Origin of the sequence: Comamonas thiooxydans (assembly GCF_000964545.1) — a bacterium.
Classification (GTDB): domain Bacteria; phylum Pseudomonadota; class Gammaproteobacteria; order Burkholderiales; family Burkholderiaceae_C; genus Comamonas; species Comamonas thiooxydans.
The window spans coordinates 354757-371324 of record NZ_BBVD01000007.1; the positions used below are offsets into that span (position 1 = coordinate 354757).

Sequence of the window (16568 nt, forward strand, 5' to 3'; positions counted from 1 at the left end):
ACTTTTGCTGCCATTGTAGGGATGGCTCATGGCCGTTCGGGGCAATTCTCGACAGCCGCTCATAGGCGTCAAGAAGGCGTCAATACAGAATCTCAGTAGCCTTCGGCATAGGCCTCCAGGCCCAGCGCGACCACGGTGGCCACATCCGCGCCCACGGCTTCGCGAAATTCGGCCTCGGCCTGGCTTACGGCGTCGTGAAAAGCCTGCAGCCAGGCCAGACCCGCATCGGTGAAGCGCACGCGCCTGGCGCGCGCATCATGCGGGTCGGCCTCGCGCGTGACCAGGCCCCAGGCTTCGCACTGCGCCACCAGATCGGCCATGGCCTGCTTGGTCATGCCGGCCTTGTCGGCCAGATCGGTGAGCCGGTCGCCAGCCAGCGACAGATGGCGCGTGATGTGGATATGGGCCGCTCCTACCTTGTCGCGCGCCGCCAGATTGGATAGCGCCAGCGGCACCTCCACTGCACGCGCCATGAGCTGCAGCACGCGCGCATCGAAGCGGCGCATGGCATGGCCCAGCAAACGACCCAGATGGGTCTGGCGCCAGGCATCGGCGGGCGGGGTGACGGGGGCGATTTCTGACATGGATAAATAGTAAGGCAAACTGACTAAATATTTAAATAAATCTGCAGTATCCGCATCTAAACTACTGTTCAAGCATCCAGCCTGAATGCAAAAACAGGACTGGCCACAGACAGTCATTCACCTACTTCGGAGCCTGATATGAACGCCATCGCCAAGACCAACGACGCCAACAGCGAAAAAGCCAAAGCCCTGGCTGCAGCCCTGGCCCAGATCGAAAAGCAGTTCGGCAAGGGCACCATCATGAAGCTCGGTGAAGGTGAGGCCATCGAAGACATTCAGGTCGTTTCCACCGGCTCCCTGGGTCTGGACATCGCGCTGGGCGTAGGTGGTCTGCCCCGTGGCCGCGTGATCGAAATCTACGGTCCCGAATCCTCGGGCAAGACCACGCTGACGCTGCAGGTCATTGCCGAGATGCAAAAGCAGGGCGGCACCTGCGCCTTTATCGATGCCGAACATGCGCTGGACACCAGCTACGCCCAGAAGCTGGGCGTGAACCTCAGCGACGTGCTGATCAGCCAGCCCGACACCGGTGAGCAGGCTCTGGAAATCTGCGACAGTCTGGTGCGTTCGGGTGCCGTTGACCTGATCGTCATCGACTCGGTGGCCGCATTGACGCCCAAGGCCGAAATCGAAGGCGAGATGGGCGATGCCCTGCCCGGCCTGCAGGCCCGTCTGATGAGCCAGGCCCTGCGCAAGCTGACGGCCACCATCAAGAAGACCAACTGCATGGTCATCTTCATCAACCAGATCCGCATGAAGATCGGCGTGATGTTCGGCTCGCCCGAGACCACCACCGGCGGCAATGCGCTGAAGTTCTATGCCTCCGTGCGTCTGGATATCCGCCGCACCGGCACCATTAAGAAGGGCGACGAGGCCATCGGCAACGAAACCAAGGTCAAGGTCGTGAAGAACAAGGTCTCGCCCCCCTTCAAGACGGCAGAGTTCGACATTCTGTTTGGCGAAGGCATCAGCCGCGAAGGCGAGATCCTGGACATGGGCGTGAATGCCAAGATTCTGGAAAAGAGCGGTGCCTGGTATGCCTACAACGGCGAAAAAATCGGTCAGGGCCGCGACAACTCGCGTGAGTTCCTGCGCGAGAACCCCGCGCTGGCCATTGAGATCGAAAACAAGGTCCGCGAAAGCCTGGGCATCAAGCTGCTGCCCGTGGACGGTGCTGCGGCTGCCGAAGCCAAGCCTGCCAAGGGCGGCAAGGGCAAGGTGGACAAGGACGGCGTGATTGAAGGTTGATTCAGTCACCCTGAGGCGCCATGCGCCTTTCGCGAAAGGGGACGACATCCTCGCTGCGGGCGCGGCCTCTGCTTGATGTCCCTGGCTTGGTGAGCGCCAGTGTTTGAGTGCGGGCCTCATTGCTCAAAAGGTTTGCCATCTTTGCGCAGGTTCGTCCTGCGCCTTTTTGTTTCTGGAGATGCGTCGTGAGCTTTGCCAAACTTTCACTCAAGGGCCGCGCCCTCAAGCTGCTGGCGCAGCGCGAGCATTCGCGGCTGGAGCTGCAGCGCAAGCTGGCCGCCCATGTGGAGGAGGGCGACGATCTGAATGCCGTGCTCGACGAGCTGGAGCAGCGGGGCTTCATCAGCGTGGAGCGCGTGGTCGAGTCTGTCCTGCGCAGCAAGGCCGGCCGTTATGGCGCAGCGCGTCTGGTGCATGATCTGCGCAGCAAGGGGCTTGATGACGAGACCGTGCGCCAGGCGGGCGAGCAGCTGCGCGGCAGCGAGCTGCAGCGTGCGCGCGAGCTGTGGTGCAAGCGTTTTGGCAGCGTGCCCGTCGACGTCAAGGAAAAGGCCAGGCAGCTGCGCTTTCTGGCTTCGCGCGGCTTTTCGTCCAGCGTGGCTTCACGCGTGCTGCGCGATGCCCCATACTCCCCTGCACCCGACAGCGAGGACGAGGACTGAGGCGGCCACCCGGTCCCCGCCCGCTTGCGGCGGGAACAGCTTTTCACACCGGAGGGACCCACGTGCTGACTGCTTCGCAACCCCCTGATTCCCCATCCGCCTTGCGCGTGGGCCTGAGTGCCGGCAAATCGCTGCTGGGCGGCCTGATGCTGGGTGCCTTGCTGGCCCTGGTGCTGGGCTGCGGCGCGGCCGTGTTCTATTTTTCCCGCCTGATGGCCGATCCTGGCCAGGGCATTCATGCCTCGGCCCATACCGGCATCTACGGCGCCGTGATCAGCCTGCTGATGTCGCCGCCGCTGCTGGTCGCCGTGGTGCTGATCTTCATCATCCCCGCCTACCTCATGGTCGGTCTGCAACTGGGCCGCGCCCGTGCGGCAGGCAAGCTGGTGGCGCGCTACGGTCAGGGCCTGGCCGAGCGCCTGGCTGCCATGCTGGCACAGCGCATCGAGGCCCTGCCCAGCGCTCACAAGGCCATGCACAAGGCGGCCGACCTGCTCACAGTGGGCGCGGCGATGGAGCATCTGCAGCCCTGGGTGGGCAACGGGCGTGCCGTGCAGTTCGTGGTGCGCAGCGTGCTCAATCGCCTGCCGCTGGCCGACCTGCTCGAGGAATGGGGGCGCACGCGTGCCCAGTGGGGCAGCGAAGGCGGCAAGGACGATCCGGCGCTGCGTGCTTTTCTGGGCGCTCGCATCGAGGAGATGCTGCAGGGCCTGACCGAGCCGCCCTGGACGCTGTTGTGGATTTTGCTGGCCGGCCATGCCGCCGTGCTCGGCCTGGGCATCTGGCTGACCGCCTGAGCGCCCGGCCGACCTGGCGCCGGCTCAATGTCGGTGGCTGCGCGTAGCCCACCAGCAGACCAGCGAACCCAGCGTGACCAGTGCCACGCCTTGCCAGAAGCTCCAGCCCGGCAGCACCTGCAGCAGTGCGCTGGCCATCAGCGCCGAGAGCACGGGTGTGAAATAGGACGCCGCAGCCAGCAGGGCCAGCTTGCCATGCTGGATGCCGTGCTCCCAGCAGCTATAGCCCAGTGCCGTGAGCGCCCCGACCAGCAAGACCTGGCCGGCGGTGAGCCAGCTCCAGAGCATGGGCTGTGACTCGCCCAGCATCAGCCACTTGAGCCACAGCGCGATGGCAGTCCAGGTCACGAACAGACCCACGGCGTTGAAGCCGGCGCCATAGCGGCGCGCCAGCAGCGAGTAGGCCGGCCAGAGCAGGGCGGCCGCAAAGCCCATGCCATAGGCCAGCGGGTTGCCCAGCACATGGCTCCACATGACCGGCAGGCTGAAGCTGTCGCCGCCCAGCACGCGCGCCAGACCCCACAGGCAGATCAGCACGCCTGGCCAAAGCCACCAGCGAGCCGCCTGCTGGCCGCACAGCACGGCCAGCACGATGGTGAGGCTGGGCCAGAGATAGTTGATGAGCCCGATTTCCATGGCCTGGCTGCGGTCGTGGGCCAGGCCCACGGCCACGGACAGGCAGATCTCATAGACCACAAACAGCAGGCCGCAGCCCCAGAGGTAGGCAGGGTGCATGCTGCGCCAGCGTGCCAGCTCGCGCCAGCCTTTGCGCCCGCGTGCTGCGGCAATGCAGATGGCGGCCATGGTGTAGAGGCAGGCCGCGCCGCCGACGGCGCCCAGCGGCTCGGCCACGGCGCGCATCAGACCCACGGTGCAGCTCCAGCAGAGTACGGCGATCAGGCCGATGGCCGTGGCCTTTTGCGCGGCGGCTGCGTTCATGCGCAGCCGTTTCTGCTCCTGAAGTAGGAGCAATTCACGTTAGTCCTATCTGAAAAATTCACAATAACTGCCATGTAAACCTTGTAGATGCTGCGCAGGCTGCTGCGAAATTGATGAGTGCAGATATGAAAAAAGCCGCAGACCTGCGGCTTTGGAGGGTAAGGGCGAGGGCTGCGCTATGCGCGGCCCGGCACTCTGCCGTTGACGGTCATGCCGTGCATATTGTCATCGCTGTCGTGGAACTGCTTGCGCATATTGCATCTGGCCTGCGGCCTATGGGTCATGGATGCTGTTTGGCGACCCCGGCGCTGTCGCGCTTCACGAACAGCAGCACCAGAATGGCGGCACAGAACTCCACGGCAGCGATGATGAGCAGGCCTGGCGCATACGAGCCGCTGCTGGATTTGAGCAGACCCAGCAACTGCGGCGAGAAGTAGCCGGCCAGATTGGCTGCAGAGTTGATGACCGCCAGGCCCACGACCAGGGCAGTGGCCGAGAGGAAGCGGTTGGGAATCTGCCAGTACACGGGGATGGAGCCCATGGTGCCCAGCGATGACAGAGCCAGAGACGCGACGACGCCGGTCACATTGCCCTGCTGCAGGAACAAGGCCGTCAGCACCAGCCCGACAGCGCCCATGGCAGCGGCAATCGCCGTGTGCCAGCGCACTTCCTTTTTGCGATCGGACAGCCAGCCGTTGCCCACCATGCCTATCCAGCCACAGGCGTAGATCAGGGACATGACCCAGCCCAAGGTCTTGAGGTCGGTGATGCCCACGGATTTGACGATGCTGGGTCCGTAGAACACCAGCGTGGAGTTGCCGGCCACGATGCAGAAGAAGATCAGGATCAGCATCAGCACGCGAGGGTTGCGCATGGAGGCCCAGAAGCTGTGCTCGCGTTGGCCCAAAGAGGCTTCCTCGGCCTTGAGCTCTTCGGCTACATGCTGTTTTTCACGGGCGCTGAGCCAGGGGGCCTTGGCCGGTGTGTCGCTGAGCAGAAAGTAGGCAGCAATGCCCGCGAGAACGGACGGAATGCCTTCGATGATGAACAGCCATTGCCAGCCCGCATGATTGGCCACGCCATGGAAGGTTTCCATCAGATAGGCGGCAATCGGGCTGCCCAGCATCAGCGACAGGGCCGACGCCGAGACAAAGAACGCCAGGGCCTTGCCGCGGCGGTGCGCCGGCAACCAGTAGGTCAGATAGAGAATCACGCCGGGCTGCAGGCCGGCTTCGAAAGCACCCATCAAGAAGCGCAGCACATAGAACTGCAAAGGCGTCTGCACCCAGGCCATGAGGATGCCGGTCACGCCCCAGCCTATGGTGATGCGCATGATGGTCTTCTTGGCCCCGAACTTGTGCAACAGCAGATTGCTGGGGACTTCAAAGAAGAAATAGCCGATGAAGAAGATGCCGGCCCCTGCGCCATAGACGGCGTCGGACCATTGCAGGTCGCTCATCATGGTCAGCTTGGCAAAGCCGACGTTGACACGGTCTACCCAGGCCAGAAACCAGATCAGGGTGAGAAACGGAATCAGCCGCCAGATGATGCGGCCAAAGGTGATGTCGCGCTCCTGCACGGTGCTGACATCGCTGCGCGCCGCCGAGACGGGGATGGAAGACATGGTTTCCTCGCTTTCGTACAACAGTGGGACTGAGAACGGCTACGAGAGCAGGGGTAGCAGCTCCGCGCATCCACTGCTGCCTGCGCGGATGCCGTCGCGCCGGGGGTCAGGCGCGGCCGGCATCACAAGGCCGGGAAAGGCTCTGCCAGGTACAGCTCAGATGGGGCGACTATAGAAGTGGCTTGCGCAAAGCACAGCCGGTGCTTTTCCGTCTGGACAAAGCAAGAAATTTAAATTTCAAAAAATAAAATATGAAAAATTAATTTCTTTTTTTTCGATTTTTGCCAGGACATGGAAAGCAAAAAACGGCCACCAGGGCCGTTTTTTTCGGGAGCAGGGCAGGGCTTACAGGTCGAGCATGATCTGCAGGTTTTGCACGGCAGCGCCGCTGGCACCCTTGCCCAGATTGTCCAGGCGGGCAATCAGCACGGCCTGGCGGTATTGTTCGTTGGCAAATACGCGCAGCTCCAGCTTGTTGGTATTGGCCAGAGTGTCGGCGGCCAGCTTGTTGTCATCAGTAGGCGGCAACACGCTGACCCAGTTGGCAGGCGTATTGGTCCTGGCGTAGTGGCTGGCCAGTGCGTCATGCAGGTCGGCGGCCTTGGGTGCGCCGGGCAGCAGGTCCAGGTGCAGCGGCAACTGCACCAGCATGCCCTGGGCAAAGTTGCTTACGGCGGGGATGAACACGGGGCGGCGGGTCATGCCCGTGTAGTGCAGGATTTCGGGAATGTGCTTGTGCGACAGGCCCAGCGCGTAGGCCTCGTAAGGTGCGGCATCGCCGCCTTCATAGGCTTCGATCATGGTGCGGCCGCCGCCGGTGTAGCCGGACACGGAGGGCAGGCTCACGGGGTAGTCGGCGGGAATCAGGCCGGCAGCCACCAGCGGTGCCAGCAGGGCGATGGCGCCCGTGGCGTAGCAGCCGGGGTTGGAGACGCGGGTGGCGCTCTTCACGGCGTCGAGCTGGCCGGCGCGCAGTTCGGGGAAGCCGTAGACCCAGCCTGCGGCCGTGCGGTGGGCAGTGGAGGCGTCGATGATCTTGATGGCGCGGCCTGTCTCTGCGGTGATGGAGTCCACCATGGCTGCGGTTTCACGGGCGGCATCGTCATGCAGGCAGAGGATGACCAGATCCACACCGGCAATCAGAGCGCGCTTGGCGGCCGGGTCCTTGCGCAGTGCGGGGTCGATGCTGACCAGTTCCACACCTGCAAAATCGACCAGACGATCACGGATCTGCAGACCCGTGGTTCCTGCTTCTCCGTCAATAAAGACTTTTGCCATTGCATTTTCTCCTGCACCGGCGCGCGCATTTCTTGGTTTATATGCCGCTGCCTGCGGCACCATTGCCGCTTTCCGAACGGTGATTGTCCTTGAATCTCGTCAGGGATGTGCACTGCCTGTCTTTTGGGCAAGTCTCGCGCGAATGGCCCAGTAGACGCTGCAGCTATTCGCAGTTGTCAGCACATTGCCAGCCGCTGCCCCAATGTCCTTGACTCGTATATAAGACATAAGAAAGTTGCGGGAAGAAAAGATATCGTGTAGGAATAATTTCCCTAAAGAATTCAAGGCATTGCAGCTGTTTCCGGAACACGACAAAGTTGCGCGAAATTGTGGATTTTGCGCATGTTCAGGTGTCGTTTTGCGCGGTGCAGCATGGTACATTCCTGCTCGCCATGTCATATGAACCCGATGGCCAGGCTCCCCCGAGTCGGTGGCAAGCGGGTATTTCCCCTCAGTTCAGAGAGACAAAGTCATGAAGATTCATGAATACCAAGGCAAGGAAATCTTGCGCCAATTTGGTGTGCCCGTTCCCCGTGGCATTCCTGCGTTTACCGTGCAAGAGGCTGTTGAAGCAGCCCAGAAGCTGGGTGGACCCGTGTGGGTGGTGAAGGCCCAGATTCACGCTGGCGGCCGCGGCAAGGGCGGCGGCGTGAAGGTTGCCAAGTCCATCGAGGACGTGCAAAAGCTGTCCGAGCAGATTCTGGGCATGCAGCTGGTGACTCACCAGACCGGCCCCGAAGGTCAGAAGGTTCGCCGCCTGTACATCGAAGACGGCGCCGACATCAAGAACGAACTGTATGTGTCGCTGGTGACCGACCGCGCCACACAGAAGGTTGCCCTGATCGCTTCCAGCGAAGGCGGCATGGACATCGAGGAAGTGGCCCACTCCACTCCCGAAAAGATCATCACCGAGATGATCGACCCCCTGACCGGCATCACCGAAGCGCAATCGCGCAAGGTGGCAGCTGCCATCGGTCTGGAAGGCAAGTCCGTGGACCAGGCCGTGGATCTGTTCGCCAAGATCTACAAGTGCTACATGGACACCGACGCGTCGCTGGTGGAAATCAACCCCCTGAACTGCGACTCCAAGGGCGACCTGATGGCCCTGGATGCCAAGTTCAACTTTGACCCCAACGCTCTGTTCCGTCACCCCGAAATCGTGGCTTTCCGCGATCTGGACGAAGAAGACGCTGCCGAAATCGAAGCATCCAAGTTCGATCTGGCCTACATCTCCCTGGACGGCAACATCGGCTGCCTGGTGAACGGCGCCGGTCTGGCCATGGCCACCATGGACACCATCAAGCTGTTCGGCGGCGAACCAGCCAACTTCCTGGACGTGGGCGGCGGCGCTACGGCCGAGAAGGTGACCGAAGCCTTCAAGATCATGCTCAAGAACCCCGAAGTCAAGGGCATTCTGGTCAATATCTTCGGCGGCATCATGAAGTGCGACACCATCGCCACCGGCGTGGTCACTGCTTGCAAGGCCGTGAACCTGTCCGTGCCTCTGGTCGTGCGCATGAAGGGCACCAACGAAGAACTGGGCAAGCAAATCCTCAAGGATTCCGGCCTGCCCATCATCGCTGCCGACACCATGGCTGAAGCAGCGACCAAGATCGTTGCTGCCGTTAAGTAATACGCCCCGGAGATAGAAACATGTCGATCTTTATCAACAAAGACACCAAGGTCATCACCCAGGGCATTACTGGCAAGACCGGCCAGTTCCACACTGAAAAGTGCCAGGAATACGCGAACGGCAAGAACTGCTTCGTGGCAGGCGTGAACCCCAAGAAGGCTGGCGAAAAGATTTTCGACATCCCAATCTTTGGTTCCGTCAAGGACGCTGCCAAGGAAACCGGCGCTACCGTGTCCGTGATCTACGTGCCTCCCGCAGGTGCTGCTGCTGCCATCTGGGAAGCTGTTGAAGCCGACCTGGACCTGGCCATCTGCATCACCGAAGGCATCCCCGTGCGCGACATGCTGGAAGTGCGCAACAAGATGAAGGCCAAGGAAGCTGCCGGCGGCAAGAAGACTCTGCTGCTGGGCCCCAACTGCCCTGGTCTGATCACGCCTGACGAAATCAAGATCGGCATCATGCCCGGTCACATCCACAAGAAGGGCCGCGTGGGCGTGGTGTCCCGTTCCGGCACGCTGACTTACGAAGCCGTGGCTCAGCTGACCGAACTGGGCATTGGCCAGTCCTCCGCCGTCGGTATCGGTGGCGACCCCATCAACGGTCTGAAGCACATCGACGTGATGCGCGCTTTCAACGACGATCCCGACACCGATGCCGTGATCATGATCGGTGAAATCGGCGGTCCCGACGAAGCCGAAGCTGCCCAGTGGTGCAAGGCCAACATGAAGAAGCCTATCGTGGGCTTCATCGCTGGCGTGACTGCCCCTCCCGGCAAGCGCATGGGCCACGCAGGTGCCCTGATCTCCGGCGGTGCCGACACTGCTGATGCCAAGCTGGCCATCATGGAAGAGTGCGGCTTCACCATCACCCGCAACCCTTCCGAAATGGGTCGCCTGCTGCAAGGCCTGCTGAAGAAGTAAGCTCGTGCAAAAGTTCGTGATACAGCGTTGAATTTACGCAGTATTACGAACTGGCAAGATGGGCTTCGCGCCCTACACTGCCTCCACTCTTAAAAGAAAGCGCCGCGCAATGCGGCGCTTTCATATTCAAAACAGTGGAGTCACAAATGGAATTTCTCAATAGCGCCGATTTCTGGATCGGCCTGGTGAAGATCATCTGGATCAACATCATTCTCTCCGGCGACAACGCCGTGGTCATCGCACTGGCCGCGCGCTCTCTTCCCCCTGAACAGCAAAAGAAAGCCATCATGTTTGGCTCCGGCGCCGCCGTGGTGCTGCGTATCGTGCTGACCGTGGTGGCTGCCAAGCTGCTGGAACTCTCCTTCCTGCAGGTTGTGGGCGGCTGCCTGCTGCTGTGGATCGGCTATCAGCTGCTGACCGGCGACGAAGACGGCGAGGGCGAATCCAAGGGCCATGGCTCCATGATGACCGCCATCCGCACCATCCTGATTGCCGACCTGGTGATGAGCCTGGACAACGTGATTGCCGTGGCCGCTACCGCCCAGGGCAATATGGTGCTGCTGATCCTGGGTCTGGCCATCTCCATTCCCCTGGTGATCTTCGGCTCCACGCTGATGATCAAGCTCATGGAACGCTTCCCCGTCATCGTCACGCTGGGCGCGGCGCTGATCGGCTGGGTGGGCGGCGAGACCATCGTCAACGACAACCTGCTGCATGGCTACACCATGGCTCACCCCTGGCTGCACTATGCTGCCGCTGGGGTCGGTGCCGTGCTGGTGGTCGGACTGGGCAAGTTCATGCAGGCACGCTCTGCAAAGAAGGAAGTCGCTGCGGCCTGATCGCCCCGGAAGTCTCTCCCCAAAGAACGCACTGTGGATTCACAGTGCGTTTTTTTATGGCCGCAGTGCGGAGACAAACTGTGTGAACATCTGGCGGACACCAACCTTCGTGTAACCCCAGGCTTGTTAGCCTTGTCGCCATGCAGATATCGGAACTTGCCAGCCTGTCGGGTGTGTCCGTACACGCCATTCGCCACTATGAGAGTCTGGGCCTGATTGCCGCCAGTCGGCGTCCTTCCGGCTACCGCGAGTTCGATGACAGCGTGATCCGCGAGCTGCGATTCATCGCCATGTCGCGGCAATGTGGCTTCTCTCTTGCGCAGATTGCCGAGGTATTGCCGGCTTACCGCTGCAAGTCCCTGACGGCCAGCCAGATCGTCTGCAGGCTTGAGGAGCGCATTGCCGAGATCGATGCCGAAATCGCCAAGCGCAACGCTCTGCGTCAGCACCTGGTTTCCCATGTGGAATGGTTTCGTCTGCGCGAGCAGCGACCAGCCTCGAAACCGGGATTTCCTCGCGTCTCTGCGCGAGGCGGCAATGATGCCGGTCCATCCGGCAGGAGGGGGTGCAAGTCATGACACCGCAGAACGAACACTTTGCCCGAGACATCAGGGCGCTGGTGCTGTCCATGCCAGTGGCGCAGATGCTGCAACTGCGCTTTGAACGCATAGAGCCCGGCGAGGTCGATCTCTGCCTGCCCTACCAGGAAAGTCTGAGTTTCAGGCCCGGCCAGTTGCAGGCAACGCCGGTCTTTGCCATCGCAGACTTTGCCGCCGTATCGGCGGCAGGGACGCTGCTGCCGCCGGGCTGGCTCAATGCCACGATCGACTGCAGCATCAAATACCTGGCTCCTGCCGATGGCGAGACATTGCTGGCACGTGGCCGCGTCATCCAGGCCAGCAAGCTGCTGACGGTGGCCAGTGCGGATGTGTTTTCTCGCAAGGCGGGCCGGGAGCTGCTGTGCGCCACCATGCTGGCCACGGCGCGGAACCTGGCGCCTGCACAGTAGGGGGCCTTGTGGGGTGCTGTAGCGCCTGAACGCTGGATGCTATCGAGATTGATTTTTCTCGATAGCGGGCCTGTAACCGGCCGAGTCAGCGCCTTCAAGGCAAACTACAGCCCATCATGAAGACCCAGTACTACACCGCTTCCAGCCTGGACGGCTTTCTTGCCACCGAAGACGACTCTCTGGACTGGCTGTTTCCGTTGGGCAGCCTGACGCAGTCCAGCTATCCGGGCTTTATTGCGCAGGTCGGTGCGCTGGCCATGGGCTCGTCCACCTATGAGTGGATGGTCCGCAACGCCGATGCGGTGAAGAAGGAGAGCGGCGCGGCCTGGCCTTATGCACAGCCTGCCTGGGTTTTCTCCAGCCGTCAGCTGCCGTTGATAGAGGGAGCCGATGTACGCTTTGTCAGCGGCGATGTGCGGCCCGTGCTGGCAAGCATGAGGGCTGCAGCCGGCGACAAGAACATCTGGATCGTGGGTGGCGGAGATCTGGCGGGACAGTTCCATGACGCGGGCCTGCTCGATGAAGTCATCGTGCAGATTGGCTCGGCCACTCTGGGTCGTGGCAAGCCTTTGTTGCCGCGCCGCTTGCTGAGTCCCGTGCTGCAGCTGCAGTCCGTGCAGCAGATGGGCCCGGGAATGGCCGAGCTGCGCTACACCGTGTGCAAGACGCAGTCGCCCGCGAATTAACGGCTGCTTCTGGCAGGCCAGAGCACCGAAGCAATTGCCACCACCATCAGGCAGACAGCAGTCCAGTCCTGCCAATGCAGGACCTCGCCCAGCCACCAGGCGCCCACGAACACGCCCAGCACCGGAATCATCATCACGCTCAGCGTGGAGGCCACGGGCGGCAGGCTGCGGGCCAGATAGAACCATACGGCCTGGGCGAAGCCCAGCACCAGCACACCATTGAAAGCGATGGCAGCCAGAGCGCTCTGGTCGGGCATATGCCATTGTTGGCGCTCGAAAACAAAGGCCAGCACGGTCAGCACCACGGTGGTGATGGCCACCATCCACAGCGACAGCGTCATCAGCGGCACCGGTGCCTCGGTGCGGCGCAGCAGCTGCGTGCCCCAGGCCCAGCCGGCGGCGGCGATCAGCATCAGCATCACGCCCAGGGGCTTGCTGCCCAGAGCGCCAACCTCATGCCACAGCAGCAGCAGCACGCCGGCAAAGGCCGCTCCCACGCCGGCCCAGGCGCGTGCGCCCAGCCGGTCCTTGAAGAACAGGCTGCCGAACACGGCCGAGAAGATGGGCATGGTGTAGCCCAGAATCGCCGCACGCCCGCTGGACAGCGTGGGGATGGCGATGATGATCAGGCAGTGCCAGAGCACCATATTGAACAGCGTGAGCTTGGCCAACTGGCCCCAGTAGCTGCGCGGTATGGTCAGCGGCAAGCGCTGACTGGTCACAAACAGGGCCAGAATCGGCAGGCCTATCCACATGCTGACCATGCGAAAACTCAGCGGCGGGAAATGCTGTACGCCGAGCTTCATTACCGGCCAGTTCAGGCCCCAGACGATGGTGAGCAGGACGAGAAGAATGAGCTGTTTGGGCGTGAACGAAGGCATGGGTGTGGATTATCTCCCCCGGAATGACTTTCTCCCCCTGTGGCGCTTCGCGCTTTCCCCCTCACTCGCTTCGCGGGAGGGGGACGACACCGTCGGTGCGCGGCGGCGCTTCCTCGGTGTCACTGAGTTGGTGTGTGCGTCTGCTTTGCGGCTTGGCGCAAGACCTGTAGCGGGGCTTGGAAGGGTCGAGCAATTAAAATCACGCTTTATGACTTTCATCGACATGCTGCGCGACGCGTCCACGCGCAATGACTCCATGCTGTGCGTGGGTCTGGACCCCGAACCCAGCCGCTTTCCCGGTGCCATGAAGGGCGATGCGTCCAAGATCTACGACTTCTGCGCAGCCATCGTCGATGCCACCCATGATCTGGTCAACAGCTTCAAGCCCCAGATCGCTTACTTTGCCGCCCACCGTGCCGAAGACCAGCTCGAAAAGCTGATGGCGCACATGCGCCGAGTGGCACCCCATGTGCCCGTGATTCTGGATGCCAAGCGCGGCGATATCGGCTCCACAGCCGAGCAGTATGCGAAGGAAGCCTTCGAGCGCTATGGCGCCGATGCAGTGACGCTCTCGCCCTTCATGGGTTTCGACTCCATCACGCCCTATCTCAAGTACGAAGGCAAGGGAGCTTTTTTGCTGTGCCGCACCTCCAACCCCGGCGGTGACGATCTGCAGGCCCAGGTCCTGGCCGATGTGCCTGGCAACCCCCATATGTTCGAGCATGTGGCCAAGCTGGCCCAGGGTCCCTGGAACACCAACGGCCAGCTGGGCCTGGTGGTGGGTGCAACCCGTCCCAACGAGATCGAGCGTGTGCGTGCCGTGGCTCCCACCTTGCCGCTGCTGATTCCCGGCGTGGGTGCACAGGGTGGCGATGCCGTGGCAACCGTCAAGGCAGCCCGCATCGGCGGCGGACCCATCATCATCAACTCCTCGCGCGCCATTCTGTACGCAGGGCAGGGCGACGACTTTGCCAAGGCTGCACGCGAAGCCGCCATCGCCACGCGCGCCACGCTGCAGGCTGCAGCCCAGAGCTGAGCCAGGGTAGGCTCTGGCCATGCAAAGCAAATGGCTGGAAGACTTCCTGCTTCTGGCTCAGGAGCGCAGCTTCACCCGTGCGGCAGAGCTGCGCCACGTCACCCATCCCGCCTTCGGCCGGCGCATTCGTGCGCTGGAGGCATGGGCTGGAACGCCGCTGATCGAAGCGGGCGGCGGTCCGGTTCGTCTCACCCCGGCCGGTGAAGCCTTTCGCGATACCGCCGAGCAGATGGTGCGCACCCTGGCCCAGTCGCATGACGAGCTGCAGGCCGTGGCCGGTCGGCAGGCCCATGTGATCACGCTGGCCACGGGGCGTACCCTGGCGCGCACCATCGTAGCCGACTGGCTGGCGCGCTACGGCAGTGTGCTGCAGACGGCGGAGATGCGCATCGTTACCCGCACACTCGACGAAACCGTGCACATGCTGCAGCGCGGCGAGGTCAGCTTTGCCTTGCTCTATCATCATGCGGCCATTGCCGTGCGGCTGGATGGCCGCCAGTTCAGCTATCTGACGGTAATGAGCGACAAGCTGGTGCCCGTGGCGCGGGCCGATGCCGAAGGCAAGCCCTTGTTTGCACTGGCGCAGGCCCTGCTGCCCGGTGCCAGCCCCGTGCCCTATCTGGCCTTCTCGCACAGCATGGCGCTGGGGCGGCTGGCCGAAGATCATCTGGCCAGCCATCCGCTGTGGCCGCGTCTGCGCCGCTGCATCGAATGCGATTCGGCGGATGCCAATTACGAGTACGTGCTCAAGGGCCTGGGCGTGGCCTGGATGCCCTGGTCCATGGTGCAGCGCGACTGCCAGGACGGCCGTCTGGCGCTGGCCGGGGACGGCAGCCTGGACGTGCATTTCGATGTGCGGCTTTATCGGCCCAAACGCCGCTTGAGCACCGCTGCGGAGCAGTTCTGGACCGATATCACTGGCCAGTAAATGAGCGGTCACTCCTTTTTTGTCTGCAGCCAGACTTGAAGCTGGAAAAACAACAGCTGGTATCGGACTCCTGGCGGCACTGCTCCCTCTCTATTTGCTCAAAAACGCGTTGATGTGCTGAAATGGCACGGAAATGTGCCAGATCGGCACTAAAAGGTTTTCTCCGTATTCGGACAATTGCCTCATACAGATTCGGAATAGTTTCATGCAGAACACAAACATCCTCCGCCGTACCGCCATCGCCGCGGGCCTGCTGCTGGGCGCTGCCGTGGCAGTGCCTGCCATCGCCGCCGACAACTATCCCAGCAAGGCCATCACCATGGTCGTGGGCTACCCGGCCGGCGGCAGCACCGACCTGGTCGGTCGTCTGGTGGCCGACGGCCTGGCCAAGCAGCTGGGCCAGCCCGTGGTGGTGGAAAACCTGGGCGGTGCCGGTGGCGCCATCGGTGCGCAGAAGGTGGCCAAGGCCCCTGCCGACGGTTACACCATCATGGTGGGCGCCAACAATGAGCTGGCCATTGCCAGGCTCATCAACAAGGCCGTGAAGTACAACATTGGCGACTTCACTCCTATCGGTCTGGTGGGTTCCCAGCCCATGGTGCTGGTCGCATCACACAAGGCCGGCGTGAAGAACGCGGCCGAGTTCGTCAGCCTGGTGTCTAAGAACCCCGACAAGTTCAGCTACGGCAGCTCCGGCGTGGGCACGGCGCTGCACCTGGCCGGCGAGCTGGTCAAGGAGCAGGGCAAGCTGCAGATGACCCATGTGCCCTACAAGGGCGTGGCGCCTCTGACCACCGATCTGGTGGGCAACAACATCGAGTTCGGCGTGTTCGTGCTGTCCTCGGGCCTGCCCCATATCAAGGCCGGCAAGGTCGTGGCCCTGGGTACGACCGAAGCCAAGCGCTCGGCCATCACCCCCGATATTCCTGCCCTGTCCGAGCTGCCCCAGTTCAAGAACGTGGACATCAACAGCTGGTTTGCGCTGATGGCACCCAAGGGCCTGCCCGCTCCCATCGCCGCCAAGCTGAAGAAGGCGCTGGAAGAGACCATGGCTTCGCCCGAGTTCCGCAAGAAGATGGAAGAAACCGGCAATGTGGTGGCCGATCCCAAGGTGGATGCCGGCAAGTACATCAACACCGAGATTGCCAAGTACTCGAAGATTGTTCAGTTCGCCAAGATCGAGAACTGATCTTGCGTTGACTGGCGGCGGCCTGAGGTCGCCGAGGTTTGAAAACGGCTTGTGCCTCTGGGACGCAGGCCGTTTTTGTTTTTTCTGCTGGTTGCAGGACAGAGGGCGGGTCTCGGCCCGCCTTGCCGACTCACTTTCTTGCTGGTGGCGGGGGGCCGCCCCCAAGAAAGTAAGCAAAGAACACCGCTCCTGTTACCCACGCCCCCTTCGCTACGCTACGGGGTAACCTGCGCCGTCAACCTCTTGTGGCTGTACGGCAAAACTCACTTCGAGCTTCGCTCTGCGCTCAAACACGTTGCCGTAAATGTGATGACG

17 protein-coding genes are annotated in these 16568 nt (G+C 62.1%); 12 read left to right on the forward strand and 5 right to left on the reverse strand.

Translation table 11 applies throughout. The annotated features are described in order from the left end of the window. Positions 1-92 precede the first annotated feature (92 nt). The gene (locus Cth01_RS12280) at positions 93-584 is read right to left on the reverse strand and encodes a MarR family winged helix-turn-helix transcriptional regulator (protein WP_012840368.1); all 492 of its coding nucleotides are present in this window, start codon (positions 582-584) and stop codon (positions 93-95) included. Positions 585-722: 138 nt separating this feature from the next. Here Cth01_RS12280 and recA point away from each other — a divergent pair, with 138 nt between their 5' ends. The 3 genes from recA to Cth01_RS12295 all read left to right on the forward strand — a co-directional run bounded on the left by recA (position 723) and on the right by Cth01_RS12295 (position 3291). Next, positions 723-1832, forward strand: a complete 1110-nt coding sequence (gene recA / locus Cth01_RS12285) for a recombinase RecA (protein ID WP_003072158.1) — start codon at positions 723-725, stop codon at positions 1830-1832. Positions 1833-2017: 185 nt separating this feature from the next. Further along, positions 2018-2494 (forward strand): recombination regulator RecX, encoded by a 477-nt coding sequence (gene recX / locus Cth01_RS12290; protein WP_045839327.1) that lies wholly within the window; start codon positions 2018-2020, stop codon positions 2492-2494. A gap of 62 nt (positions 2495-2556) precedes the next feature. After that, positions 2557-3291: a hypothetical protein gene (locus Cth01_RS12295; RefSeq protein ID WP_045839328.1), complete on the forward strand. Its 735-nt coding sequence runs from the start codon at positions 2557-2559 to the stop codon at positions 3289-3291. 24 nt (positions 3292-3315) lie between these two features. Here Cth01_RS12295 and yddG read toward each other — a convergent pair whose 3' ends face one another. The 3 genes from yddG to argC form a co-directional block, all read right to left on the reverse strand. Next, a complete protein-coding gene (yddG, locus tag Cth01_RS12300; RefSeq protein WP_034351073.1) occupies positions 3316-4230 on the reverse strand; it encodes an aromatic amino acid DMT transporter YddG in 915 nt (304 codons plus the stop codon). 280 nt (positions 4231-4510) lie between these two features. Then, positions 4511-5854 (reverse strand): MFS transporter, encoded by a 1344-nt coding sequence (locus Cth01_RS12305; protein ID WP_003064745.1) that lies wholly within the window; start codon positions 5852-5854, stop codon positions 4511-4513. Between the two features lie 345 nt (positions 5855-6199). After that, a complete protein-coding gene (gene argC / locus Cth01_RS12310; protein WP_045839422.1) occupies positions 6200-7132 on the reverse strand; it encodes an N-acetyl-gamma-glutamyl-phosphate reductase in 933 nt (310 codons plus the stop codon). A gap of 472 nt (positions 7133-7604) precedes the next feature. Here argC and sucC point away from each other — a divergent pair, with 472 nt between their 5' ends. The 6 genes from sucC (at position 7605) to Cth01_RS12340 (ending at position 12219) form a co-directional block, all read left to right on the forward strand. Beyond that, positions 7605-8765, forward strand: a complete 1161-nt coding sequence (gene sucC / locus Cth01_RS12315) for an ADP-forming succinate--CoA ligase subunit beta (protein ID WP_003064741.1) — start codon at positions 7605-7607, stop codon at positions 8763-8765. Positions 8766-8785: 20 nt separating this feature from the next. After that, positions 8786-9685, forward strand: coding sequence for a succinate--CoA ligase subunit alpha (sucD, locus tag Cth01_RS12320; RefSeq protein WP_003064739.1), 900 nt, complete (start codon positions 8786-8788; stop codon positions 9683-9685). Between the two features lie 146 nt (positions 9686-9831). Then, positions 9832-10524 (forward strand): TerC family protein, encoded by a 693-nt coding sequence (locus tag Cth01_RS12325; protein WP_045839329.1) that lies wholly within the window; start codon positions 9832-9834, stop codon positions 10522-10524. 140 nt (positions 10525-10664) lie between these two features. After that, positions 10665-11102 (forward strand): MerR family transcriptional regulator, encoded by a 438-nt coding sequence (locus tag Cth01_RS12330; RefSeq protein WP_045839330.1) that lies wholly within the window; start codon positions 10665-10667, stop codon positions 11100-11102. Then, entirely contained in the window at positions 11099-11533 is a 435-nt protein-coding gene (locus Cth01_RS12335; protein ID WP_045839331.1) for a PaaI family thioesterase, read from the forward strand. Before Cth01_RS12330 ends, Cth01_RS12335 begins: the two co-directional genes overlap by 4 nt. Before the next feature lie 116 nt (positions 11534-11649). Continuing rightward, complete coding sequence (locus Cth01_RS12340; protein ID WP_034351057.1) at positions 11650-12219, forward strand: dihydrofolate reductase family protein; 570 nt, start codon at positions 11650-11652, stop codon at positions 12217-12219. Here Cth01_RS12340 and Cth01_RS12345 read toward each other — a convergent pair. After that, positions 12216-13100: a DMT family transporter gene (locus Cth01_RS12345; protein WP_003064721.1), complete on the reverse strand. Its 885-nt coding sequence runs from the start codon at positions 13098-13100 to the stop codon at positions 12216-12218. The two genes, Cth01_RS12340 and Cth01_RS12345, sit on opposite strands and share 4 nt — an antisense overlap. A gap of 208 nt (positions 13101-13308) precedes the next feature. Here Cth01_RS12345 and pyrF point away from each other — a divergent pair, with 208 nt between their 5' ends. The 3 genes from pyrF to Cth01_RS12360 all read left to right on the forward strand — a co-directional run bounded on the left by pyrF (position 13309) and on the right by Cth01_RS12360 (position 16253). Then, positions 13309-14136 carry an orotidine-5'-phosphate decarboxylase gene (gene pyrF / locus Cth01_RS12350; RefSeq protein WP_034382398.1) on the forward strand — a complete coding sequence of 276 codons (828 nt, stop codon included), beginning with the start codon at positions 13309-13311 and terminating at the stop codon, positions 14134-14136. A 19-nt stretch (positions 14137-14155) separates the two neighbouring features. Further along, complete coding sequence (locus Cth01_RS12355; protein ID WP_012840359.1) at positions 14156-15064, forward strand: LysR family transcriptional regulator; 909 nt, start codon at positions 14156-14158, stop codon at positions 15062-15064. Between the two features lie 205 nt (positions 15065-15269). Next, positions 15270-16253, forward strand: coding sequence for a Bug family tripartite tricarboxylate transporter substrate binding protein (locus Cth01_RS12360; RefSeq protein WP_003064714.1), 984 nt, complete (start codon positions 15270-15272; stop codon positions 16251-16253). The last annotated feature ends 315 nt before the right edge of the window (positions 16254-16568 follow it).

Bases quoted from the DNA above. Each gene is read 5' to 3' on its own strand.
- pyrF (WP_034382398.1), top strand. From the start codon at position 13,309: ATGACTTTCATCGACATGCTGCGCGACGCGTCCACGCGCAATGACTCC.
- yddG (WP_034351073.1), bottom strand. From the start codon at position 4,230: ATGAACGCAGCCGCCGCGCAAAAGGCCACGGCCATCGGCCTGATCGCC.
- Cth01_RS12345 (WP_003064721.1), bottom strand. From the start codon at position 13,100: ATGCCTTCGTTCACGCCCAAACAGCTCATTCTTCTCGTCCTGCTCACC.
- Cth01_RS12325 (WP_045839329.1), top strand. From the start codon at position 9,832: ATGGAATTTCTCAATAGCGCCGATTTCTGGATCGGCCTGGTGAAGATC.
- Cth01_RS12280 (WP_012840368.1), bottom strand. From the start codon at position 584: ATGTCAGAAATCGCCCCCGTCACCCCGCCCGCCGATGCCTGGCGCCAG.
- Cth01_RS12305 (WP_003064745.1), bottom strand. From the start codon at position 5,854: ATGTCTTCCATCCCCGTCTCGGCGGCGCGCAGCGATGTCAGCACCGTG.
- recA (WP_003072158.1), top strand. From the start codon at position 723: ATGAACGCCATCGCCAAGACCAACGACGCCAACAGCGAAAAAGCCAAA.
- sucD (WP_003064739.1), top strand. From the start codon at position 8,786: ATGTCGATCTTTATCAACAAAGACACCAAGGTCATCACCCAGGGCATT.
- sucC (WP_003064741.1), top strand. From the start codon at position 7,605: ATGAAGATTCATGAATACCAAGGCAAGGAAATCTTGCGCCAATTTGGT.
- Cth01_RS12340 (WP_034351057.1), top strand. From the start codon at position 11,650: ATGAAGACCCAGTACTACACCGCTTCCAGCCTGGACGGCTTTCTTGCC.
- Cth01_RS12360 (WP_003064714.1), top strand. From the start codon at position 15,270: ATGCAGAACACAAACATCCTCCGCCGTACCGCCATCGCCGCGGGCCTG.
- Cth01_RS12355 (WP_012840359.1), top strand. From the start codon at position 14,156: ATGCAAAGCAAATGGCTGGAAGACTTCCTGCTTCTGGCTCAGGAGCGC.
- Cth01_RS12335 (WP_045839331.1), top strand. From the start codon at position 11,099: ATGACACCGCAGAACGAACACTTTGCCCGAGACATCAGGGCGCTGGTG.
- argC (WP_045839422.1), bottom strand. From the start codon at position 7,132: ATGGCAAAAGTCTTTATTGACGGAGAAGCAGGAACCACGGGTCTGCAG.
- Cth01_RS12330 (WP_045839330.1), top strand. From the start codon at position 10,665: ATGCAGATATCGGAACTTGCCAGCCTGTCGGGTGTGTCCGTACACGCC.